The following is a 21,896-nucleotide window of genomic DNA, read 5'->3' on the forward strand; positions in this document are numbered from 1 at the left end:
TAGCGAGATGGCGAACGCGGCGGTGCTGCCTGCGGCGTTCAACACCCCGAATCTCATGTTCCCCGCCAGCCCGAAGGCTTTTAGGAGAGAGTTGACACCGTTGTCCGGAATTGCACCGGCCGGTTGTCGTGGCGTCACAGGGCCCGTCCCTCAACCACTCTTCATGAAATCCAGGCTCGCTCCTGAGGAGCAAACTTGAACTGAGTTATGTGATACCACGTAGGCCTGAATGGATGCAACAATTTACGCGGAAACGCGATGCAGCAAGGCTGCCGCGATGGGTGATGCGCCGTTGCTTCTGTGATCCAGCAGCGCCCGCCCAGTCTGCTCGCACCCGCTATCCCGGGCAAGGCCGCCCGTGCTGTGGATTTGAGCGCCGCCCTTCGCTGGCTATTTTCTACACCTAAAGTGGGAGTTTTATGGGTATGCTGGCAGCCATCCACCTGTTCCAACTTCGGAGGCCCCTTGCACATCTTCCCCGCTCGTCGCACGTCGCTGCTCTGCGTCGCTACCGCCTTGCTGTCGTCGTGCCTGTTTGCGCAGACGCCCGTGCCGCCCACCCCGGTTATCGGCTCCTCCAACCCGGTCACGGCCGAGCCACCGGTCAAGCGTCCCTCCACCACCCCCTGCACCGTGTCACTGCTGACCAACCAGCAGTTCACCGACTTCAGCAGCAAGCCGTACAGCTACACGCCCCCGGCCAACTGCAAGGGCCCTTGGAGCAAGGTAGTTTTTTCCGCCGACTTCAATGTCTCGGCCGGCCGGCAGTATGACCGCACCGCCGAGTTCTTCCTGGGCGGCGCCAACATCTACTTCGGCACGACGGCCGAACCGCGAACCGCGCTGAGCCCCTCGTGGCACGTGGAGCGCGACGTCACCAATCTGAGCGCCCTGCTTACCAGCACGCAGACGGGCCAAGCCAACCTCTTCAACTTCGTGGGTACCTCGGGCGGCGTCGACTACACGGGCATCATCACCGGCACGGCCGTGCTGCAGTTCTATCCCGCCGGGCCAAATGATCCGGCCCCGGCCGAGCCGGACTCGGTACTGCCGCTCTCCTCGACCAACGCGTCCACCTCGCTGAACACCACGGCGGACCGGCTGACCGGCACGTTCCCAACCCTGCCAAAGAACGTCGAAGGCGCCTATCTCGAGCTCATTTCGCAGAGCCAGTCCGGCGACGAGTTCTGGTACACCTGCTCCCCGAGCAGCGTGGCCACGCAGCTTGAGAACTGCGGCAATACCGGCTTCCGCGAGACCGAGGTCTACGTGGATGGCCAGCCCGCAGGCATTGCCCCTGTCTACCCATGGATCTACACCGGCGGCATTGACCCTTCGCTGTGGGAGCCGATCACCGGAGTGCAGACCCTCAACTTCAAGCCGTACCTGGTGGACCTGACGCCCTTCGCCGGGCTTCTTTCGAATGGGCAGCAGCATACCGTGGCCATCGGCGTGTTCAATGCTGACTCCTACTTCGACGTGACCGGAACCCTGCTGCTGTACCTGGACCATGGTGGAGCGCAGGTGACCGGCGCCGTGACGACCAACACGCTCGATGCCGCGCCCACGCCCGGCGTCCAGGCAGACGCCCCGGTGGATGCAAGCGGAACCACGCATGCAACCACGCTGGTCAGCTCTGTCCGCAACTTCCAGCTAGGCGGCTACCTCAACACCTCGCATGGACTGGTGAAGACCACCATCAACGAGCAGGTGCACTTCGGCAATTATCAGCAGATCACTTTCAACAACCTGGTCTACACCCAGAACATTGCGCAGGTATCTACTGCTTACGCGGTGACTGATACGGTGAGCGGCGGTGTCACGGCTGAGAAGCAACAGACCAGCGTCTACCCGTTCACCTTCAACTACAACTCCTATGAGAATGCGGACGGCTCCGGCGGCCTGTATGTGTACGCGTACCAGCAGGACTTCGAGTACCTGCAGCAGCTGCTGAACGGCGTGCCGGTACTGAGCAGCGGCTCGCAGGAGGTCGTGGGGTCGACGGACCAGTACACGCTCAACCCGGCGGGAGCGCTGGTCACGCGCTCGATCAACAGCAACGCCAGCTACCAGTCGACCGACACACTTGGCCACTGCTACAGCCGTACGCTTGCCGCGACCAACCTCGCGCTGACGTCGTTTGTGGATGGCGCAAGCTGCGGAGGCACCAACAAGCAGTAGTGAAGCTTGTCTTCACTCGAGGGCCCGGCATCCTTGCCGGGCCCTTTTACATGCAACTCGCTGTTCCATATCGATTCGCCTGAGTGCTTTTCGCCACGGCATTGCCAGCCTTACTGCTGCGCTCGCATTGTTGCGAGTCGCGGCATCTATCCACATGGCAGCAATCCAGGGCCGCGTGCGTAAGTGCCGACGTTCGGGGCTGCAGAACGCTCTGCTTACCCATACAACAGCCTATGAGAGCGCCACCTATTCAGGAGAGCGATTAAAAATGAGCGACGATTTCGAGATCGCCAGGCAGGGATCCAAGGGCAAAAAGAACGGCGCCCCCTGCGACAGGCAGGACAACGAGGTTGCAGCCACGCAGGAGCCATGGACGCCGGCCAGCAACAACGCGATTGGCACCGAGGCGATCTCACGTCGCGGCTTCCTGCAGGGCACCGCACTGCTCGCGGGCGGCCTGGCAGCCACTACTGTTCCCGGTAGCGCGGCGCACGCGCAGGAACAGCGCCGCGCCGTGGAGCCGGTGCGCAAACTGCCGCTCAGCCTCACGATCAACGGCGAGCACAAGGAGTTGCAGGTGGATCCGCGTATCAGCCTGCTCGACCTTCTGCGCGAGCAGCTTGAGCTTACCGGCACCAAGAAGGGCTGCGACCACGGGCAGTGTGGCGCGTGCACCGTGATTGCCGGTGGGCGCCGCATCAACAGCTGCCTTTCCCTGGCGCTTGTTCATGATGGGGACTCCATCACCACGGTTGAAGGACTGGCAAAGGGCGACGCGCTGCACCCGGTGCAGACCGCATTCCTTGAGAACGATGGCTACCAGTGCGGTTACTGCACGCCAGGGCAGATCTGCTCCGCAGTGGCGCTGCTCGACGAGGTCAAGAAGGGCGAGCCAAGCTACGTGACCGAGAACCTGCAACACCCAGGCCCGGTGGAGCTTTCCGTCGAAGAGATCAAGGAACGCATGAGCGGCAACCTTTGTCGGTGCGGTGCGTATCCCGGCATCGTCGCCGCCGTACAGCAGGCCTATCGCGAGCACTCGCAGCAAAGCTGAACAACCGCCTTCGCTCTCGCGTTGAGTTGCAGGCAAGGAGATTCTCCCGTGTACCCATTTTCATTCCAACGCGCTGACGCCGCCGATACCGCGGTCGATGCGCTCGCACATGGCAAGAACGCGAAGCTGCTCGGCGGCGGCACCAATCTAGTGGACCTGATGAAGCAGGGCGTCGAGCGTCCTTCGGAACTGATCGACATCAATCGTCTGCCGCTGGCGGAGATCACCGAGTTGCCGGATGGCGGCTTGCGCCTGGGAGCTACCGCGCGCAACAGCGACACCGCATCGCATCCGCTGGTACGCACACGCTACCCCATGCTGGCGCAATCCATCCTTGCAGGAGCCTCGGCACAGTTGCGCAACATGGCAACAGATGGCGGCAACCTTCTGCAGCGGACCCGTTGTTACTACTTCTATGACACGGCGTACGAGCAGTGCAACAAGCGCAAGCCAGGCAGCGGCTGTGCTGCTATCAACGGCTACAACCGGGTGCACGGCATCCTTGGCACGAGTGCCGAGTGCATTGCGACACACCCCTCCGACATGTGCGTGGCGCTTGCTGCCCTGGACGCAGTAGTGCGTGTGCGTGGACCACGAGGCGAGCGCAGAATTCCGTTCTCCGAGTTTCACCGGCTCCCTGGCAATACGCCCCAGATCGAGACTTCGCTGCGGGCCGACGAATTGATTCTCTCGATCGACCTACCCAAATCGCCGTATGCGGAACACTCGCATTACCTCAAGGTAAGAGACCGTGCTTCGTACGCGTTTGCGCTGGTGTCCGTGGCCGCTGCGATCGAGGTCGAGCATGGTTCGATTCGCAGCGTACGCATCGCAATGGGCGGTGTCGCGCATAAACCCTGGCGTGCGGAAGCAGCGGAGAAGTTACTGATCGGCAAGCCCGCAAACGAGGGTAGCTATCGTGCGGCGGCCGAGCTTGCGCTCGTAAATGCGAAGACTTACGAACACAACGCCTTCAAGGTTCCCATGGCCAAACAATCGATCGTGCGCGCCTTGACGATCGCAGCAGGAGAGCAGGCATGAGCAGCGCAACCATCGGTGCCCCGTATATTCGCCTGGATGGCCGCGCCAAGGTCACAGGAGCGGCAAAGTACGCCGCTGAGTTCAAGGTTTCAAATGTCGCGCAGGGCGTCATTGTCACAAGCACGATTGCCAATGGCAAGATCACCCGGATCGATACCACCGCCGCCGAAAGCGCACCGGGAGTGGTCACGATCCTGACCCCATCGAACGCACCGCGGCTGCCCAAGAACGGCGAAGCTGGGGTCAATCCACCAGCCGGTCGCAGGCTCCAACTCCTGCAAACAGCCGATGTGCACTACAACAACCAGCCGATCGCCGTGGTTGTAGCGGAGTCACTGGAGGAAGCGTATCTCGCGGCTGCATTGATCACCGTGCGCTACCAGGTCGATGCTCCTAAGCTGGACTTTGAAGCGGGTTTCGCAGAGGCGCATCCGGGCAAAAACAAGGTGCCGCCGATGCTCTCCGAAGGCAATGTGCCGGAGGGTTTCGAGAGTGCCGAGGTACGCGTGGACCAGGTGTACACAACGCCGATGGAGAATCACAATCCCATGGAGCCACATGCGACCATCGCAGCCTGGGATGGTGAGATGCTCACGCTGCATGACTCGACACAGTACATCTTCGGCGTCAAGCAGTCGGTGGCAAAGACGCTGGGCATTCCGAACGACAATGTGCGCGTTCTGTGCCCGTTCACCGGCGGCGGTTTCGGCTCCAAGGGTTCCACGTGGTCACACGTGGTGCTGGCGGCGATGGCCGCAAAGGTGGCAAAGCGTCCGGTCAAGATCTCACTGGCGCGCTCGCAGATGTTCGGGCCGGTCGGCGGTCGTCCGCAGACGCATCAACACATCACGCTCGGGGCAAAGCACGACGGCACACTCACGGCGATTCGGCATGACTGCTACTCGCACACGTCCATGATCGAGGACTTCGTTGAACCCTCCTCATCGGCCACACGCATGCTTTACGAAGCGCCCGTAATCACGACCTCGCAGAAGCTGGTGCCGCTGGCCGTGGGGACGCCGACGTTTCAGCGTGCGCCAGGTGAGGCAACCGGCACATTCGCGCTGGAAGTAGCGATGGATGAACTGGCGGAACAAGTCAAGATGGATCCAATCGAGCTGCGGCTCAAGAACTACGCCGAGGCTGACCCCACCAGCCACAAGCCTTTCTCCGGCAAACACCTGCGGGAGTGTTACAAACAGGGCGCTGCAACCTTTGGATGGAGCAAGAGGCAGTCGGCACCGCGCTCGCAGCGTGAAGGGCACCTGCTGATTGGCCATGGCATGGCTACCGCGACTTACCCGGCCAACCGCTCGCAGGCGGAAGCTGCTGTTCGCTTTGAAGCGAACGGTCGCGTGACTGTGATCTCGGGCACCCAGGACCTCGGCACCGGCACCTACACCATCATGGCGCAGGTCGCGGCAGCCACACTTGGCATGCCGATCGACCTTGTCGATGCGGAACTGGGTGACACCAAGATGCCGCAGGGTCCGGTCTCTGGCGGCTCGCAGACGGCAGCCTCCGTTACACCAGCCGTACAGGCAGCCGCGCAGCAGGCGGTGTTGAAGCTGGTCACCCTTGAGATCGGCAACCAGGCTTCCCCTTTTCATAATCTGCAGCCCGACGAGCTGGACTTCAAAGGTGGCAAGCTCTTCCGCAAAGCGGCGCCGGAGAGTGGCATCGCGTTTACAGAAGTGGTGAAGCGTAACAACAATCAGCCGGTAGAAGCCAAGGGGTCCGCCGAGCCGAGTGAATCCACCGAGGAGTTCTCACAACACTCATGGGGCGCGGTGTTCGCCGAGGTGAGCGTGGACGAGACGCTGGGCACGGCGCGCGTGCGGCGGCTCACGGCGGTTTATGACGTAGGCACACTGCTGAATGAGCGGACGGCCAAGAGCCAGCTGATCGGCGGACTGGTATGGGCCACCGGCTTGGTGCTTGAAGAGGAGACGCACATCGACAAGGTCACGGGCCGCCCCGTAAACAACAACCTGGCGGAGTACCACGTACCGGTCAACCTTGACCTGGGCGACATCGACGTGGCGGCTTTGAACATCCCGGATAAGAACTTCGAGCCGCTCGGTGCGCGTGGGGTAGGAGAGATCGGCATCACGGGCGCCGCGGCAGCCATTGCGAATGCGATCTACAACGCGGTGGGCAAGCGCGTGCGGGAGTTGCCAATTACGCCGGACAAACTCATGGCCTGACACCTGGTCATCCCCGGTACAAAAAAAGGCCTGCGCGGATGCGCAGGCCTTGTCTTTCGCGGAGATGAGAAATACGCCAGCATGTACCGGCGCCCCTCATCTCGTTCTGATCATCGACTCATCCAGCTCAGGGTTATGAGGAAACCTTGGCGTCACGCAGGTCGCGGACTCGATCGTGCGAGGCAACGATATGCGTCTGCTGACGGGTGAGCACGTCGCGGATGTCCGCCGGGAGATGCTCTTCCAGTGCCAGCTTGTACGCCTTCTTGGCTACATCTTCGCCCTGCTCGGCGGTGGCCAGCAATGCGTGATCGCCGCCGCCCAGGTTCGCCTTGAGCTCGCCCCATGCACGATGCAGGGTGCCCGAAACCATGCCGCTCTGGTGCACATCGGCCACGCCGAGGCGGTGCAGTTCGTTCTCCAGTTCACCTGCGAAGTTGGCCCGCTCCTGCGTTTCTTTCAGGAAAAACAGGCGCGTGGGCTCGTCCTTGATGTGCTTGCCCAGCTCTGTGAAGCCCTTGTGGCTGTCCTTCAAAACATCCACCAACTTGCTCAACGTTGCTTTTACTTTTTCGTGATCAATATTTTCAGCCATATTCGTTCTCCCTTTGCATAGATGCAGCCAGCGGCCAAAGCGAGGTCTTGATTCTTGCTGCACGAGGCTGCCCGGCCGAGCCACCACATTTCGTGGGGTGGGCCCGAACCAGGCGATGACGCAGGTAACCGCAGCACTCCATTCGGCAACAGGGTTGCAGTGTTCCTGGCAAACACCCTTTGGGAGCCAGCATGCCTGTATCGCCGCGAATGATGAGAGCCTTTTTGTGCCTTGAACTTTCATGCCTGTCCCTGGGCAACAGTCAGGCGCAGAATGCTGTTGCCAGTGGCGGCAAGATCGGTGCACCCGCCGCCCTGCTCGCCGGTGCGGATGAAGACGTGACGCACCTGCCCTCGGCACGTGGCGGCAGCATGATCCGGCCGGCCGTGGTCGGCACCAGCATCCAGGTCACGGATACAAATACCCAGCGCGAAGCCTCGTCCTCTCGAGCCGAGGCCGCTGATGTGCAAGCCTCGGCGGGCACCTACGGCGACTTTTCCCGCTATGCGCAAGTGCTACCAGGGGTGGTCTTCAACAGTGATGTCAGCAACGATGTGCTGGTGCGCGGGGGCAACCCGCTCGAGAACCTTTACCTGCTTGACGGGTTCGAGGTGCCCAACATCAACCACATCACCAGCCAAGGGTCGACCGGTGGCCTGAACTCCATGGTCGACACCGCGACCATCGGCCATGTGGACCTGCTCAGCGGTGGCTATGGGGCGGCCTACGATGAGCGGCTCTCGTCCGTACTCAGCATTGCGCCGCGTGAACTGGGCCCCAGCGCAGAGACCCATGGCGAGGCACAGGTCGGCTATGTAGGCCTGGGTGGCCTGCTGCAGCGTCCCTTGGGGAGCCAGGGCGATGTGCTGATCTCCGGTCACCACAGCCTGCTCAACATGGTCACAAACGATGTGGGCCTGAATGGCGTGCCGACCTTCACCAACATGATGGGTGAAGGCAACTGGAAGCTCGGCGATCGCGGCGAACTGTCCTTCCTGAGCCTGAGCGGTTCCGATTCGATTGCAATTAACCCGTGCTCTGCCGACCCGTGGGAAACCAACCTGGTACAGACCCAGTACAGCGGATGGCGCACAACCAACGGCATCCGCTGGAGCCGCAGTGCGTCTGCCAGAACAACGACGTCGCTGTCCCTCAGCGACTCCGAACAGGGCTCGGACATCGACCAGCAACAACAGACAGCCGAAGGTGTCGGGGCTGCATCGACCTGCGGCAAGACGACCCTGAGCGCCTCGTACCCGACGCTCTACCGGGAGAGAAACGCGGACGGCATGACCCTGCTCCAGTACGACACCAGGGTCGAGATCAGCCGCACGATGCTGCTCAGTGCCGGGTCGCAGGCGAAGCTGAACCGCGTCCACTACAACGTGATGCAGCCTAACGGGCAGCTGTCGCCGCTTTCAACGAACCCGGAGGCGAGCGACGCCACCTCATTCTTGGCGCAGAATGCCACGGGTGCGACCGGCTCATATGCGGAGCTTTCTGTGCAGGCATCGGATCGCTGGAACATCACAGGAGGAGCCCGCGAGCAGACGTACTCGCTCGATGGAAGCACCAGGCTCACGCCGCGTCTGCGAACAAGCTATCGGCTCGGGGAGCACCAGGCCGTGCACGCAGCCTTTGGTGAGTACGCGCAGCTTCCACCCTCGATCTACTTCTTTGCCTTCCCCGTCAGTCGTTCACTTGCGCCCATCCGCGCTCGGCACCTGATCGTTGGCGGTGACCTTTGGAGCAGCACGCACAGCTTCCTGCGCGTTGAGGCTTACCGAAAGGACTACCGCGATTACCCGGTATCCACCGAGTTTCCGCAACTGTCGCTGGCCAACATGGTCGATACGCTGGGGCAGCAGTTCATCTGGCTGCCCATGGTCAGCCGCGGGCGTGGCGTGGCACAAGGCATCGAGCTGAGTACCGAACAGCGTTTCGGATCGCACTTATTCCTGCTGGGCAATGTGGCCTACGCAAAAACGCAGTACGCGGGGCTCGATGGCGTCAAAAGGCCGGGAAACTTCGACTACCCGCTGGTTGTGAACGTGCTTGGTATCTGGCGCTCGGGTGCGCATTACGAAGCGAGCACGCGGTATGAGCAGACCTCGGGACGCCCGTACACTCCCTACCTTCTGCAGCCCTCGCTGGAGCAGGATCGTGGCATTTACGATGTCACGGCGCTGAACGCGGATCGCGGCCCGGCATACAGCCGGCTCGATCTTCAGTTTGACAGGATTGTTCGCCTTGGCGCGCACCAGGCGTACCTTTACGCCGGGGTCAACAACACGCTGAACCGCGATAACTTCGAGGGGCTTGCGTGGCAGCCAAGGTGTGTGGGTATCCCCGGTTGTGTCGCCGAGTATGGCGCCTTTACCAAGGTGAGCCAGATGCCGATCTACCCGGACTTTGGTGTGCGCTATACCTTTTAGCGAGTCGGCGAGCTAGCGGGACCAGGCCGCAGGCGCTGTATCAGGACGTGCGGCTGGCGCTGCACCCTCCACTCGCAGGATCTCCCGGTAGAGTCGGGGTGCATTGCCGCCACCGATCAGTACTGCATCGCCCATGGTCGCCCACGCATGCGACCGAAAAGCAGAGTCGCGCCGGGCCACGCCCACATGCAAGGTACAAAATCCCCCGCGCCGGGCCACCAACCACTGTGTCGCCAGCGCCTGCGGCAGGCACTGTGTTCCCGGGATCAGCCTGCTTGCGCGATGCACCCACGCTGCTGCTTCCCTTGCCTGTTGTGGAGAGATCTGCTGGGAATCGATACGGAGCTTTGCGCACACGCGACATCCCGTGGCGCTCAACGCAGCCACCTGCATGCAACGCAGGCCCACGCGCGCACACGCAAGCGCCACTAGGCTCTCCGCCAGCAGCAACCAGCGTCGTGGCGAAAGCAGCGACCCTCTTCGTTTCCGAACAGCCATGGCGCGTTTCCCCTGCGTAATGCAGTATCGCTACTTGCTCGTGGCTCCGCCAAGGCGTTCCCAGCCGGCGCGTATACCCTTCCCGGTCAGCCGCAGTGCGCGCAGCGGGTAGTACAGCGGGTACAGAGCGGTCGGCAGGGGGAGCGCTTCTATCTCGTGCTCCGTAACCGTGGTGATGCGGCGCGCAAGGTACATGGCCCGCGCGGAGCGTGTGGGCACAGTGTTCAGGGCGCTCGACAGGGTTTCCCGCTTGTTCAACCGCGTGGTGTCGCCGCTGCTGAGCCGCCGTGCGGTGGTCCGCACGATCGCCCGCACCTCGGCTTCGGCATAGGTGCAGCGCTGCACTGGCTCCGGCTCGGTGGCGCCAAGTACCTCGACCGCCAGACGGATCCCCACCAGCAGCGACTTCAGGGCAGACGCCTTTCGGGCATCGGCCAGCAATCCTGTCCAGTCTGTCGCTTCCCCGTAGCGCGCCAGAAAACCCGCCACGTCGCACACCCACTTCAGAGAGTCCCAGCCATGCTTGGTGCCATGCGAGCAAAGCGACAGCAACAGGTCATCCGTTGCCAGCGTGCGAACCCGCGTATGCGCATCCAGCGCGAGCCACACGGACCGGCGCATGCACCCTTCCATGGGCATCCAGCGGCCGTAGATGCGCGGCATCACTTCGTCGTGCAACTCCAGGTGCACGCGGTCGTGCTTGCGGTGCAGATGCACTTCGCAATGGAGCTTGCAGGCCCGCGCAGCGGCAGCGCTCGAGGTCAAGGAGGAGACCAACTCGAAGCCCAGCGGCGCAAGAATCCGGATCGCCTCGGGCACATCTTTTGCCATCAGCAGGAAGTCAAGATCGCACGAGGCGCGCAGCGCGTAACTGCCATAAAGCTGCGCGGACAGCGATGGGCCTTTCCACGCGATCAGCGGCACCCCCGCTTCGTCCATCGCAGCTTGGATCTGCGCCAGCGCAGCCACCTGTGCCATGGCCAAGAAGGAGGACTCCCGCGCATCCTGGGCAAGCTGCTGGCGAACAGTGGTCGACAGCAGGCCCGCGCACCGCCCCTCACCGAGCCGTGCGTTCGCCAGTGTCGTGACACCATGCGTCCGTGCCAGGTGGCGAAGCTTTGTGCCATCCAGCGGTGTCTCTTCACCTGGTTCGGAGACTCCTGAACCCACCGCGCCCTGAGATAACAGTGCGAGCAGGAACTGCATCTCCGGGCGTGCAGACAAGTCCGCGGGCATGATCAGAAAGCGACCAGTTCTTTTTCGCGCAGCTTCAGCAGGAATACCTCCAGATCCTGCTCGATCTGTGCGGACGGTGCGTCGAACTCGGCTTCCAGCTTCGCCAGGATCTCCCTGGTGCCAACACCCTCCTGCATCAGTTCCCAGGCGCGACTGGCGACCGGCGTCAAGCCAAAGTAGGCGCCGCTGTCTGCGTTGAGCAGCACTGTTTCTTCTCCGAGCCTTTGCGAAAACACATGGGGTGAAATGACGAGGTGCATATCAGCCAACATGATGAGCCTCCTGTAACTTACGGGGTGCCGGCGCAGGTAAGTTCTGAACGCGACCCAGTTTGTGCCTGATCTCCGCAGCCGCGAGCATCGCCTTGCCTTCCATGTCGCTCATGCGCGCGCGCAGGGCCGCAACGATTTCAGGAACATCGGTCATGTCCATGCACACATTGCAGATGCTGCCGTAGTGATCCCGCTTGCGAAAGAACTGCGCATACTCAGGGGTGGCTTTCAGCAGTTCGTATAGCCCGCGCGGGCCCACAAGGTTCAAGGCTCGCAGCAGAGGATCGCGCATCCCGCGATCAAGAATGGCGTCCAGGGTCTCTTCGTTGGTGTTACCCAGCACGAGCGGTGAACTCTCATGACTGAAGCGGGACGGACCACAGCAGGCATACACGTTGCCATCGGGTTCGATCACCGGGGATAACACGGTGTCGCAGGTGCCGTAGGGCGGCTCCTCAAAAGCGAAGAAGTGCGCGGCGGGCAGTTGCCGGGCGGAGCCAAGCTGCACCAGGTTACGGAACTCGGCCGGCTGGTCAAACATGTAGGTCGGGTAAGGCTTGGGCTGGGTGGCCGGCGCAACTCCCCGTATGGTGAGTGCGATTCCATGCTCCACCACCAGCGCAGCTAGCAACTCGGCGTTCTCGCGCGGAGAAAACTCCTCGTGATACTGGTCCCAGCTGAGGCAGACGCTGTCTAGGCCCGCGTTTTTGAGCCCCAGCACGCGCTCGCGTGCGATGTGTGCCTTGTCGGTGCGCACCCAGCCTGCTCCGGAAACAACGCTCGTCAGCAGGCCCAGGCTTTTCGCGGTCCGGATAAGGTCGACGACTTCGTGGTAGTAAAGCAACGCCTCGCCCCCACTAAAGCACACCTGCTTGCTGAAGCGGGCGATGGTCGTGAGGTACTGCTCGGCTGCCCGCTTGCTCATCTTGCCCTGTGCCTTCGGCGAGGACTCAATGATGCAATGCCTGCACGAGAGCGGGCAGGTGCGCGTGTACACGAAACCGATCGTCTGGTACTGCAGCATGGGCTACTCAAGGTCTTTCTGAATGGCGGCGTAGCACTCGTGCAGCCTTGCCATATCGCGTGGTACATGGATCCGTTTCACGGGTACGGTCTCTGCCAAGGCAAGCAGCCGCTTGAGCCGCAGCGGGGGAACGTGTGCCAATGTGTCGGACTTATAGAAGAGCCTGGTTTCAAACTGCTTCTGCATGCAGAGCGACACGCCGGCAGCTGCGCCGGAAAGCTGCTCGATGCGCACAGGCTCTTGTTTCCCGGCGCGCTGCAGAAGATACAGGGCCTGCAACGGTCGCGGGGCTGCACAGTATGCAGCAGCGCAGTCGCCAAGGCTCTCGGCGATCCGCCTCTGTCGCAGGTAAGGAATGGTCGGGACAACCGTGGTTGTGCCAGGCAGCACCATCAGGTGCTCATCGGCAATCAGCGCGTGCCCCATAGACAGAAAGTGGTGCACCATCGTGCTCTTTCCCGTGCCGGATGGAGCAAGGAATCCGACTACGCGATCCCCGACGGCAATGGCGCTGGCATGGAGCATTTCGACGTATCCGCTAAGCAACAGGTAGAGCGGCAAAGCCTTCTGCAGAAACCAGTAGCGCACGAGCTCAGGCGTCGCGTCCGCAGTGGACGTGCATAGAATCAGGCCGCGTTGCAGGTGAATGGAAAATTGCAGTAGGTCCTGCACGCGCGAGCGCGCCCGTGCTCCGCTGTGGGCAAAGGAGAGAACCCTGCCCTGGGTCTGGAAGCTCGCATCCGCCAACACCGAACCTCCCAGGTGCTGCACCTGCCGATGGCGGAACACCACAGCCGGAAACACCGGAACTGCTTCCGGCAGTGGCCCCAGATCGATATTGCTGGCGATCTCTACGCCAAACGCGATGCTGTTCACTAAGTGGTGATAAGCGTGACGCTGAGGATTATGGCTGGATCGGCGTCCTGGGTGAGCTTGTTGACATCCCCATACTCCACGAGGGACGGCGCGACGTAGAGTTTCTTCTTGAATTTCCCTGCTTCGACTTCTAAACGATTCGGGTTTTCCATAGGCATCACTCGGACTCCTTGTTTGTAAGTGGAATATTGGTCGCTGCATAGCTGGGTCTCTGTCTGATGCAGTACAAAGCCGCAAGAAAGTATTACTCGCGTGGGTGTTTAGGGTTTGCGTACCCCTACCCCTGCTTGAGCGAAACGTACCAGTTAGTAACATGGCTAGCAAGCCTTATTTCTGAGCTACAAGTTACCTCCGCGGAAACTGCACCGGTGGTCTGCCTGCTGCTCACAAGCGAGGCGCGTCGCTACGCTCCGTCACGCAGGCTTTGAGGCGGTCAGCATTTGCAATCCGGAAGCGACGCGAACGCCCTACGGCACTCCGCGGCAAAAGCCATCCTGATACGAGGGTCAAGATGGCCGCAACGAAAAACAGCCGCGACCGAAGTCGCGGCTGTTTTCCTGCTGGAGTGCGTTAATTGACCAAGGCCCCGATGACTGCCAGCGAAGACAAGCCCGAGGTAGCCGCCAGCACCGTGCGCAGCGTGCTGATCTTGAAAAGCTTGGACGGGACAACCAGCGTATCGCCCGGGGCGAGTTCAAGCCCGTCGAACGTGTTTCCCCAGAAGCCGCTGCTCTGGCGGCTGAGCACGGACCCATTGGCCCGGATTACAAACGCATGCTTGGGGTCGCTGTCGCGGTCCGGGCGGCCTGCCTGCGCAAGGTAGTACTTCACCGTGGCTTTGGGCTTATAGAGGAACGAGCTTTGGCTGGGTACCGAGCCCACGACGTTCACAACCTGGGGCTGGCTGGGAATCAGGAGGACGTCGCCGTTCTCAAGAGAAAGCGGCGGAATGGATGCGACTCCCTGCGAATCCACCTTGAAGTCGAGCACGATGCGTCCAGTCGCCCGCTGCTGCCGTAGCTGCCCGAGCATCCGCTCTTCCAATGTGAGCAAAGAAGCATCGTTGCCGTTGCCGGCCAGGGATAAAGACTCGTTCGCAGCAGATCGCTCCATCTCCATGGACAGTTTGTCGACGTACTGGTTCAGGCGCTGCTGCTCCAGCGCTCTTGCTGACTCGCGCGTCAACTGCGAGCCGAACAGGTAAGCCTGCGGAGTGAGCCCCCCGGCCCGCGCCACCAGCGATTGCAGTGTCTCGCCGGGGCGCACGCTGTACACACCGGCCCCCCCCACCTCGCCTTCAATCCGGATGTACTTGGTGAGCTGCTCCTGCGCCACGTTGAAGTCTGCCTGCGAGAAGATGGTGACCACGTCCCCCTGCTCGAGCGGGTAGTTCTGCGATTGGTCATGGTCGAGGACAAGCTTGCCCAGGTCGAACGGGAAAAGCTCGTTCTTGAGCGTTTCATGGTTGGTGCGCTCAATCACGGCGTACGTCCAGTCAATTTCCGGCGCCGGGATCGTCACGCGGGTGAGTTGCGAAGTAGCCACAGCAATGCGCGGGTCGGACGGGTTCGCCTGCACACTCGAGCCGCCGTCGGCCGCGCCTGCCGTGAGCACACCGCCTCCCTCCGGGAGGCTGTTCACTGATCTGCCCAGGTTGTTTGTCGAACTACCCTGCGGCATTATGGAAGAGTTCGTGAGGGTGCGGTCCAGCACACCTGCAGACGCCTGCTGGTTCTGATTCGATTGCCCGGCCTGGCCCATCTGGCCCATCTGGCCAGACTGACCGAATTGACCTGGCTGGGCCGCCTGCCCCTGCTGACCGGGAGCGTACTGCATGTTGGCGTTGCTCGACAGGGGCTCGAAGTGCATCGGCATGGTGCCTTCGGCATTGCGAACCTCCCAGTAGCGAGTGGTGAGCAGTGCAGCCTTTTCCGGAATGATGTCGCTCAGACGCATGCCCGGGTGCCACGCGAACCGACCGGGATTGGCCAGATTGCCACGAATCGTCACCGTCTTCTCGAAGCGGTTGGAGATGCTACCGAGAATTAGCAGTTCCCCGTCCTGAAGAGGCGTCGCAAGACCTGCGGCGTTGAGCGGCAGCGTGCGGGCCTCGCGGAAGGAGTGGTGCACAATCTGGTCCACGGACACGCCGGCTGCCGAAGCAACAGCCGTGGGTCCGCCGACAAGCGACAGGAGAGCTCCCAGGGTTTCTGATCCACGCAGTTCAAAGATCGCCGGAACGTTTACCTGCCCGGCAAACGCAACCTGCGGACCCGCAGGCGGGATAAAGATGACGTCGCCTGGCAGCAGGTGCACATCCTTGGATTTATCCCCGTGCAGCAGCAGGTCGTAGAAATCGAAGGTGGTCAGCACCGCGCCGTCCCGTCGAAGCTCGATCCTGCGCAAAGAACCGACTGGGGAAGGGCCACCCGAGGCGAAGACGGCATTGACCAGCGTACTGAGCGAACTTACCGTGTAGCTGCCTGGCCGCCTGGCCTGACCAGTGACAAAGATCTGGATGGAGTGCAGCCTGCCAAGATCCACCGACAGGTTGAAGTTGCGGAATACGCGGCTGACTTCGTTGCGGATCTGGCCTGTTAGGGCAGCATAGGCTAAACCGGCCACATGGACGGTGCCCACCTGCGGCAGGTAGATGTTGCCGGAGCGGTCCACGGTGAGCGCCTCGTTCATGGTCACCGGTCCCCACATGCGAACCAGCACCTGGTCTCCCGTGGACACCACATAATCGGTTGTCGGGGGCGCGTCCGGCAGCGACGCAAAGGTGCCAGGATCCCGGAACAGATCATGCCCGTAGAGCGGCAGCCATTGGTCGGTGGTCTGCTGGACCAGTACCTGGAAGCCGGTGGGCGGCGGCGGCGCCTGGGGTTCTGGACGGTTGCCCTGAGTGCCATTCTGCCGGTCGAGCCCAGCCGCATCGACATGCTGGCCGGGGTTCGTCAGCCTTGTGTTCGGATACGCGCCTTCCACCCCATACGGGTCGCTGCCATTCTGCCCCATACCCCGGCCACCTGCCTGATCCGCATACGGGGCGTAAGTGCCGTAGCCAGGCTCGGTAGCACCAGAAGCCGCAGCTGGAACCTGTGGAAAGGAGGTTTGCGCCTGCGAAGTTACCTGACCTGTGTTACTTGAGCTACCATCTAGGGATTGTCCGGAAAGCAGCGATGCCCCGGGTGACAGAAAGGCGAGGAAAGCGTATAGAGTGGGGCGAAGCAGCTTTGTCATGGGGTGTGTCGAGGCATCCTGCCGGAATGGTTCCAGGCTCGGAAGTATTGTAACGGGCTCTACACTGCGTAAATGGTAATACCTGGTTTCGGGGCATCTACAAATCAAGCATCTCAGTAGGTGATGAGGTATGCGGTTGCCCACTTGGGAGTCCGGCCTTTCTGGATTTCGTCGCTATGGTGGTTATCAGGAGAGGATTTTAAGAAGCATGCGTGTTTGCATCGTCGTTCCTACGCTTAACCCCGGCAGACTGTGGGACGCCTTCAGCGCTGCGCTTCTTGAGAACCTTGCAGATCTTGGCCTGCCCGCGCACTCCGTATTGATTCTTGATTCTGCCTCGAATGACGGCACACTCGAGAAGGCGACTGCCGCAGGCTTTCGGGTACATTCCATATCGCGAGACAGCTTCGATCACGGCGGCACCCGCCAGGTCGCGGTTGCGCTGGAGCGTGGAGCGGAGTTCCTGGTCTATTTGACGCAGGATGCAGTGCTCGCACAGCCCGATGCGATCAGGATCCTGCTTAAGGCCCTGGAGAATCCAGCCGTCGGCGCCGCGTATGGACGACAACTCCCCCGGCCCCAGGCGCGCAGTGTCGAGGTCCATGCCCGACTCTTCAACTACCCGCCCGTGTCACGCCTGCGTTCATTTGCCGACAGGCAGTCGCTGGGCTTCAAATCCATTTTCGCGTCGAATTCCTTTTGTGCGTATCGCCGGAGCGCCCTGATCTCGGTGGGCGGCTTTCCGCAACGTGCAATCTGCAGCGAAGAGTCGATCGCGATCGGGCGCATGCACATCGAGGGCTGGCAGTCTGCGTACGTAGCCGAGGCGACCGTGTACCACTCGCACGGCTTCACCGTTGCGCAGGAGTTTCAGCGCTATTTCGACGTAGGCGTGACGCATGCGCGGGAACCGTTCATGCTTGAGATGTTCGGCACAGCCAATGGCGAAGGCAAGCGGTTCGTCATCTCGGAGTTTCGTTACCTCCTCGAACATGAGCCCAGCCTGATCCCGTCAGCACTGCTTCGCACCCTGACCAAGCTCATCGGCTACCGCCTGGGGCGCAAGGAAGCGCAACTCAGCCTCGCGATGCGCCGGCGTCTCAGCATGAATGGATGTTTCTGGAGGGCGGAGTGCACGGCACGTGATCAGCGGTCTGCCCGGGCACCGATCCAGGGTGCACGCGCCGACCAGTGGCTGGCCAGCAGCGCTCAGCGCGTAACTGAGATGATTCCCCATCCATTGCAGGCGAAGCAGGAACTGCGACGCCCCGCCGAACTCGCCACCGAGGTGGTTCGAACCTCGCCAGTCCAGCAGCAAAGGGTTCGCTAGGCCCTGACTCGTCGGGTTCCATTCTCAACCTGCCGAGTCAGGCGCCCTTGCGGGAGGTTTGGCTCTAGGCCGGTGGCAGGATCTGCTGCAGCACTCCTGATCGCAGAGCCATCACCTCATTCCGTTCCCGGTTTTTCCGCAGGAGCCGCAGGAACGCGCTCCGAAAACGGCTGCCACGCTGCAACTGCCTGGGCTGCAGCGCTTTCACGGCAAGGTCGGCTGTGGATGCGCCCAGCAGAACTTTGGCTGCTGGGTGCTGGTGGAATGCTCGCATGAAGCGTGCGACCGTGTCGGGCGCCCAAGTCCCCGTCCCTTGTGCCACAAAGAGGATGTCGCCTGTGGCATTTCGGAGCGCAGCCTCGAAGGTGGGAATAGTGCCCATGGAGCGGGCGTGTTCGACGACCCGGATGCGTAGGTCCTGCCGGCCGCGCACGCGCTCAGCCGTATCATCCGCAGAGCCGTCGTCAACGAGCACCACCTCGTCCTGTAGACCCAACTGGGGGAGAATTGAGGCTAGTTGCGAGTCAACATACGAACTCGCGTTGCAGGCGGCGATGCAGATGGAAACCCGGGGTGGCCTGGGTGGCAGGGCTGTTCCGGGCAGGGCTGCTCCAAGGTGCAGTTCGACCGATCTGCGGAAGAGCTCTTGCCTGTGGGCGCGGGACCGGAACAAGCGCAGGCGAAGGAATGCCGCGGTGATCGAGCGCAGTTCCCTGGCATCTCCACGACGGCGATGCTTCACCATCCGAAGCGCCAGGCGCAGCGTGCGTTCCAAGCCTGCCAGAACGTTCATTTCACGATCCCAGAAGGCCGACTCGGCAAGCAGCACCTGCCGGTAGCGCCATGGGGACATGCTCTCCTGCATCGACTTCATGGAGAACTCATGCTGCACGCGGATGTCACCAGCGACGAAGACCTGTTTACCCAACAACGCGAGGTTGCGGAACATGCGGGCATCACTATTGTCGAGCCAGAAGTAGGGATCGTATCCGCCCATCTGCGCCAGCGCATCCACCCGCACGAGCGATGCGGAGTTGAACGCAAAAACAGGGTGCACCGGCACTCCCCGGTAGCCGTCAGCAAACCAGCGGGGCATGGCGCCAAGCAGAAAGTAATTCGGGATAACTTGACCGCGCCGGCGCTGACCTGCGGCACAATCGCAGCCACCCGGGGAGTCGACCTTACCAATTCGATGATCGCCCCAAGCCTGGACAGGAAATCGAGGGGGAGCTCCGTGTCCTGATCCAGCGTCAGCAGCCACTCCGCGCCCTTGCGCAATGCGCGCTCGAGAGCGCGGTTATAGGCATTCGCCAAGCCAAGGTTTTCAGGGCAAGGCAGGTATTCCACCCAGGCTGGTAAGTCGGCCAGCAATTCCATGTCCGCAGCCATGTCGGAGGATGCTCGCGGCGTGTTGTCCACCAGCAGAACGGATAACTGCATGCCGCTGCTTTGATTGGCGGCATGGGCGTCGAGCAGGCTCCGGTAGCTGGGCGAATCCTGCGGTTTCTGCTTGTAGAGCACGATCACTGCGAACAAATGGGGGGCATTGTCGTCATAGACTCAAGGATGTCCAGCGGGGTCTTTCTTTGGTATCGATTGTTGGTGCTGGCGCTGCGCACCGGCCGCGCCAGTGCCTGGTACAGCAGACCCGCCATTCTTTAGGGGCAGTGAAGCCCTGCTCGATTGGCCGTGCGCCCGAACCTGGTTCGCCTGCAGGATGCCTCCACTGCAGCCTGACCACGGGGCGTGAGAAGCGCAGGAGGCTCACACCCGTACCGGATGCTTCGACTCTTTCGTGGTAATACTAGCAAGTAACGAAGCTGTGTGCCGTTAAGCACATGGCCCAGGATATGGGGCAGCATTGAAGCTGTTGCTCGGCGCGAAGACCCCTGAGAGCAGCCGTAGCTCACCTCTCGCGCAGGAGCCATTTCGATCAGCGATGGTCCAACCGCACTCCTGGCAGGTCTGAAGTAGAAGGTGAACCGCTTGCAATGGATTGAAAAACGGCTTTGGCCGCTGCTTGCAGCCGCTTCTTTCTGCGGGAACCTGGCAGCCAACGCACAATCCACACCGCAGGTGGCCTCGCCGGGTACAGCTTCAGCGATCACCACACAGGCAGGCCCGTTGATCGTGGGTGGCCGGGTTATTGAGCCTTCTTCCCTGCCGCTTACCGCCTACATTCCGCTTGACAGCTGGACCTACGGCGCCATGGATCGCCTGCATGCCCTGGGCTATGTGGATACAGCCTATCTCGGCCTGAGACCATGGACGCGGCTTTCCGTCGAAAATATGCTGGATGATTCGGCCGAAAGCTTTGAAGGTTCCGGCATCGTCTCCGCAAGTCGCACCTTCGGCGGCACCGCCGGCGGTGTTCCCAGCGAAGAGGCGCGCCAGATCTACGACGCACTGACGGCCACCTTCAATAAAACATGGCGCGCAGACCAGAACCCATCCCGCCCGAGCGCCGCCGTGGAAAGCGTGTATACACGCTCCGAGGTCATCGGCGGGCTGCCATTGCGGGACAGCTTCCACCTGGGCCAGACGATCATCAACGATTACGGCCGGCCGTACCAGCGGGGGTACAACGGGATCCTGGGTGTGAGTGGCGGCGCCTCCAGAGGGCGCTGGTCGCTCTACGCGCGCGGCGAGTACCAGCACGCCCCCGGCGCAACCGGCTACAACCAGGCCCTCGCCACGACACTGGCGACCCTGGATGAGACGCCGTATGCGACCAATCCCAACCAGGCGACCATTCCGCTGGGCCCGATCGCACAGACGGACGTGTTCCGGATCCTGGAAGCCAATGTTTCCTACAACCTGATCGGGCACCAAATCTCATTCGGCAAGACGGACCGTTGGCTCGGACCGGCCAAGGGGGGCGCGTTCGCCTTCAGCAACAATGCCGAGGCCATGTACGCCTTCCAGATTGACCGGGTAGAGCCACTCAAGGTCCCGTTGCTCTCGTCCCTGATTGGACCCATTCGCTACGAGTTTTTTGTTGGCAGCCTGAAAGGCCACACCGACCCGAATGATCCCTGGATGCATGTGGAGAAGATCAACTTCAAGCCGACGCCCAATGTTGAGGTAGGCTTTGAGCGCTCCGTGATCTGGGGAGGTCGCGGCCATGTGCCGATCACGATCGGATCCTTCTGGCGCTCGTTCACCAGTGTGCAGAACATCCCGGTTGCCGAGAAGTTCACGCGCCAGGACCCGGGCGCGCGCTTCGGTTCGTTCGACTTCAGCTACCGGTTACCATGGTTACGCAATTGGGTTACCCTCTATTCAGACTCCTTATCGCATGACGATGTGAGCCCGATCAGCGCGCCGCGGCGGGCTGCGGTCCGGCCCGGCATCTACCTGGCCCGGGTGCCCCGTCTGGAGCATCTCGACATCCGGGTGGAGGGTGTTTCCACCGATCCGCCGACCAGTCGCAGCACCGCGGGCCAGTTTCTGTATGCAGAAGGGGTACAACTGCAGGGATACACCAACAAGGGCCTCTTGATGGGAGACGCCATTGGGCGCGAGGATAAAGGTGGACAGGCATGGATTACCTACCATCTCTCGCCGCAGGAACAGATCCAGGCCAGCTACCGGCGCGTGAAAGCGGCTAAAGACTTTGTCAGCGGGGGCACCACGCAGGATGAATACGGGGTCTCCATCGTGAAGCGACTGCGTCCGGAACTCGAACTCTCTGCACAGGCACAGTACGAAGGCTGGAAGGCACCCATCTACGACACCTCGCGGCAGCTGACACCCCGCACGCACGCCAACACCACTGCCTCGTTTCAACTCACCTGGTTCCCAAAGCTGAGTGTGCCCAGCGATCATTGATCGCTTTCGCACGCGCGCTTCGTTCACACTCTTCACGACGCAGGATCGAAAAACCTCCCTACTGAAAGGCTAC

General features: G+C 61.7%; 16 protein-coding genes, 1 pseudogene and 1 riboswitch. Of the genes and pseudogenes, 7 read left to right on the top strand and 10 right to left on the bottom strand.

Features of this window, described 5'->3' with window-relative positions; all coding sequences use genetic code 11:
* Positions 1–50 precede the first annotated feature (50 nt).
* Positions 51–170: riboswitch (SAM riboswitch) on the bottom strand.
* Positions 171–465: 295 nt separating this feature from the next.
* The 4 genes from D1Y84_RS03055 to D1Y84_RS03070 all read left to right on the top strand — a co-directional run bounded on the left by D1Y84_RS03055 (position 466) and on the right by D1Y84_RS03070 (position 6,483).
* Positions 466–2,181, top strand: a complete 1,716-nt coding sequence (locus D1Y84_RS03055; protein ID WP_158615285.1) for a peptide-N4-asparagine amidase — start codon at positions 466–468, stop codon at positions 2,179–2,181.
* Between the two features lie 268 nt (positions 2,182–2,449).
* Positions 2,450–3,235 (top strand): 2Fe-2S iron-sulfur cluster-binding protein, encoded by a 786-nt coding sequence (locus D1Y84_RS03060; protein ID WP_124847213.1) that lies wholly within the window; start codon positions 2,450–2,452, stop codon positions 3,233–3,235.
* A 48-nt stretch (positions 3,236–3,283) separates the two neighbouring features.
* Positions 3,284–4,276 (top strand): xanthine dehydrogenase family protein subunit M, encoded by a 993-nt coding sequence (locus D1Y84_RS03065; RefSeq protein WP_124847214.1) that lies wholly within the window; start codon positions 3,284–3,286, stop codon positions 4,274–4,276.
* Entirely contained in the window at positions 4,273–6,483 is a 2,211-nt protein-coding gene (locus D1Y84_RS03070) for a xanthine dehydrogenase family protein molybdopterin-binding subunit (protein ID WP_124847215.1), read from the top strand. Before D1Y84_RS03065 ends, D1Y84_RS03070 begins: the two co-directional genes overlap by 4 nt.
* A 133-nt stretch (positions 6,484–6,616) precedes the next feature.
* Here D1Y84_RS03070 and D1Y84_RS03075 read toward each other — a convergent pair whose 3' ends face one another.
* Complete coding sequence (locus tag D1Y84_RS03075; protein ID WP_233581044.1) at positions 6,617–7,321, bottom strand: PA2169 family four-helix-bundle protein; 705 nt, start codon at positions 7,319–7,321, stop codon at positions 6,617–6,619.
* On the opposite strand from D1Y84_RS03075, the gene D1Y84_RS03080 reads away from it, so the two are divergent.
* The gene (locus tag D1Y84_RS03080; protein ID WP_158615286.1) at positions 7,303–9,513 is read left to right on the top strand and encodes a TonB-dependent siderophore receptor; all 2,211 of its coding nucleotides are present in this window, start codon (positions 7,303–7,305) and stop codon (positions 9,511–9,513) included. The genes D1Y84_RS03075 and D1Y84_RS03080 overlap by 19 nt on opposite strands.
* A 12-nt stretch (positions 9,514–9,525) precedes the next feature.
* On the opposite strand, the gene D1Y84_RS18825 is transcribed toward D1Y84_RS03080, so the two are convergent.
* The 7 genes from D1Y84_RS18825 to D1Y84_RS03115 form a co-directional block, all read right to left on the bottom strand.
* Positions 9,526–10,011: a lasso peptide biosynthesis B2 protein gene (locus D1Y84_RS18825; protein WP_124847218.1), complete on the bottom strand. Its 486-nt coding sequence runs from the start codon at positions 10,009–10,011 to the stop codon at positions 9,526–9,528.
* 30 nt (positions 10,012–10,041) lie between these two features.
* The gene (locus D1Y84_RS03090; protein ID WP_124847219.1) at positions 10,042–11,247 is read right to left on the bottom strand and encodes a nucleotidyltransferase family protein; all 1,206 of its coding nucleotides are present in this window, start codon (positions 11,245–11,247) and stop codon (positions 10,042–10,044) included.
* 2 nt (positions 11,248–11,249) lie between these two features.
* Positions 11,250–11,519, bottom strand: coding sequence for a PqqD family protein (locus tag D1Y84_RS03095; RefSeq protein WP_124847220.1), 270 nt, complete (start codon positions 11,517–11,519; stop codon positions 11,250–11,252).
* On the bottom strand, positions 11,509–12,543 hold the full coding sequence (locus D1Y84_RS03100) for a radical SAM/SPASM domain-containing protein (protein WP_124847221.1): 1,035 nt from the start codon (positions 12,541–12,543) through the stop codon (positions 11,509–11,511). Before D1Y84_RS03100 ends, D1Y84_RS03095 begins: the two co-directional genes overlap by 11 nt.
* Before the next feature lie 3 nt (positions 12,544–12,546).
* On the bottom strand, positions 12,547–13,419 hold the full coding sequence (locus tag D1Y84_RS03105) for a hypothetical protein (RefSeq protein WP_124847222.1): 873 nt from the start codon (positions 13,417–13,419) through the stop codon (positions 12,547–12,549).
* Positions 13,419–13,577, bottom strand: a complete 159-nt coding sequence (locus tag D1Y84_RS03110; RefSeq protein WP_124847223.1) for a lasso RiPP family leader peptide-containing protein — start codon at positions 13,575–13,577, stop codon at positions 13,419–13,421. Before D1Y84_RS03110 ends, D1Y84_RS03105 begins: the two co-directional genes overlap by 1 nt.
* A gap of 412 nt (positions 13,578–13,989) precedes the next feature.
* Positions 13,990–16,437 carry an SLBB domain-containing protein gene (locus tag D1Y84_RS03115; RefSeq protein WP_158615287.1) on the bottom strand — a complete coding sequence of 816 codons (2,448 nt, stop codon included), beginning with the start codon at positions 16,435–16,437 and terminating at the stop codon, positions 13,990–13,992.
* Positions 16,438–16,870: 433 nt separating this feature from the next.
* Between D1Y84_RS03115 and D1Y84_RS03120 the strand changes: the two genes are divergently transcribed.
* On the top strand, positions 16,871–17,992 hold the full coding sequence (locus D1Y84_RS03120; RefSeq protein WP_199726345.1) for a glycosyltransferase family 2 protein: 1,122 nt from the start codon (positions 16,871–16,873) through the stop codon (positions 17,990–17,992).
* Between the two features lie 64 nt (positions 17,993–18,056).
* Here the strand turns inward: D1Y84_RS03120 and D1Y84_RS03125 are convergent, their stop codons facing one another.
* Complete coding sequence (locus D1Y84_RS03125; protein WP_124847226.1) at positions 18,057–19,088, bottom strand: glycosyltransferase; 1,032 nt, start codon at positions 19,086–19,088, stop codon at positions 18,057–18,059.
* A gap of 119 nt (positions 19,089–19,207) precedes the next feature.
* Positions 19,208–19,519: pseudogene (locus D1Y84_RS18830) on the bottom strand (glycosyltransferase); the annotation flags it as partial.
* Between the two features lie 450 nt (positions 19,520–19,969).
* On the opposite strand from D1Y84_RS18830, the gene D1Y84_RS03135 reads away from it, so the two are divergent.
* Complete coding sequence (locus D1Y84_RS03135) at positions 19,970–21,823, top strand: capsule assembly Wzi family protein (RefSeq protein WP_233581046.1); 1,854 nt, start codon at positions 19,970–19,972, stop codon at positions 21,821–21,823.
* Positions 21,824–21,896 lie beyond the last annotated feature (73 nt).

Source organism: Acidipila sp. EB88, assembly GCF_003858395.1.
Taxonomy (GTDB): Bacteria; Acidobacteriota; Terriglobia; order Terriglobales; family Acidobacteriaceae; genus EB88.

Bases quoted from the DNA above. Each gene is read 5' to 3' on its own strand.
- D1Y84_RS03060 (WP_124847213.1), top strand. From the start codon at position 2,450: ATGAGCGACGATTTCGAGATCGCCAGGCAGGGATCCAAGGGCAAAAAG.
- D1Y84_RS03070 (WP_124847215.1), top strand. From the start codon at position 4,273: ATGAGCAGCGCAACCATCGGTGCCCCGTATATTCGCCTGGATGGCCGC.
- D1Y84_RS03075 (WP_233581044.1), bottom strand. From the start codon at position 7,321: ATGAAAGTTCAAGGCACAAAAAGGCTCTCATCATTCGCGGCGATACAG.
- D1Y84_RS18825 (WP_124847218.1), bottom strand. From the start codon at position 10,011: ATGGCTGTTCGGAAACGAAGAGGGTCGCTGCTTTCGCCACGACGCTGG.
- D1Y84_RS03090 (WP_124847219.1), bottom strand. From the start codon at position 11,247: ATGCCCGCGGACTTGTCTGCACGCCCGGAGATGCAGTTCCTGCTCGCA.
- D1Y84_RS03095 (WP_124847220.1), bottom strand. From the start codon at position 11,519: ATGTTGGCTGATATGCACCTCGTCATTTCACCCCATGTGTTTTCGCAA.
- D1Y84_RS03100 (WP_124847221.1), bottom strand. From the start codon at position 12,543: ATGCTGCAGTACCAGACGATCGGTTTCGTGTACACGCGCACCTGCCCG.
- D1Y84_RS03110 (WP_124847223.1), bottom strand. From the start codon at position 13,577: ATGCCTATGGAAAACCCGAATCGTTTAGAAGTCGAAGCAGGGAAATTC.
- D1Y84_RS03115 (WP_158615287.1), bottom strand. From the start codon at position 16,437: ATGGGGCAGAATGGCAGCGACCCGTATGGGGTGGAAGGCGCGTATCCG.
- D1Y84_RS03120 (WP_199726345.1), top strand. From the start codon at position 16,871: ATGCGTGTTTGCATCGTCGTTCCTACGCTTAACCCCGGCAGACTGTGG.
- D1Y84_RS03125 (WP_124847226.1), bottom strand. From the start codon at position 19,088: ATGCCCCGCTGGTTTGCTGACGGCTACCGGGGAGTGCCGGTGCACCCT.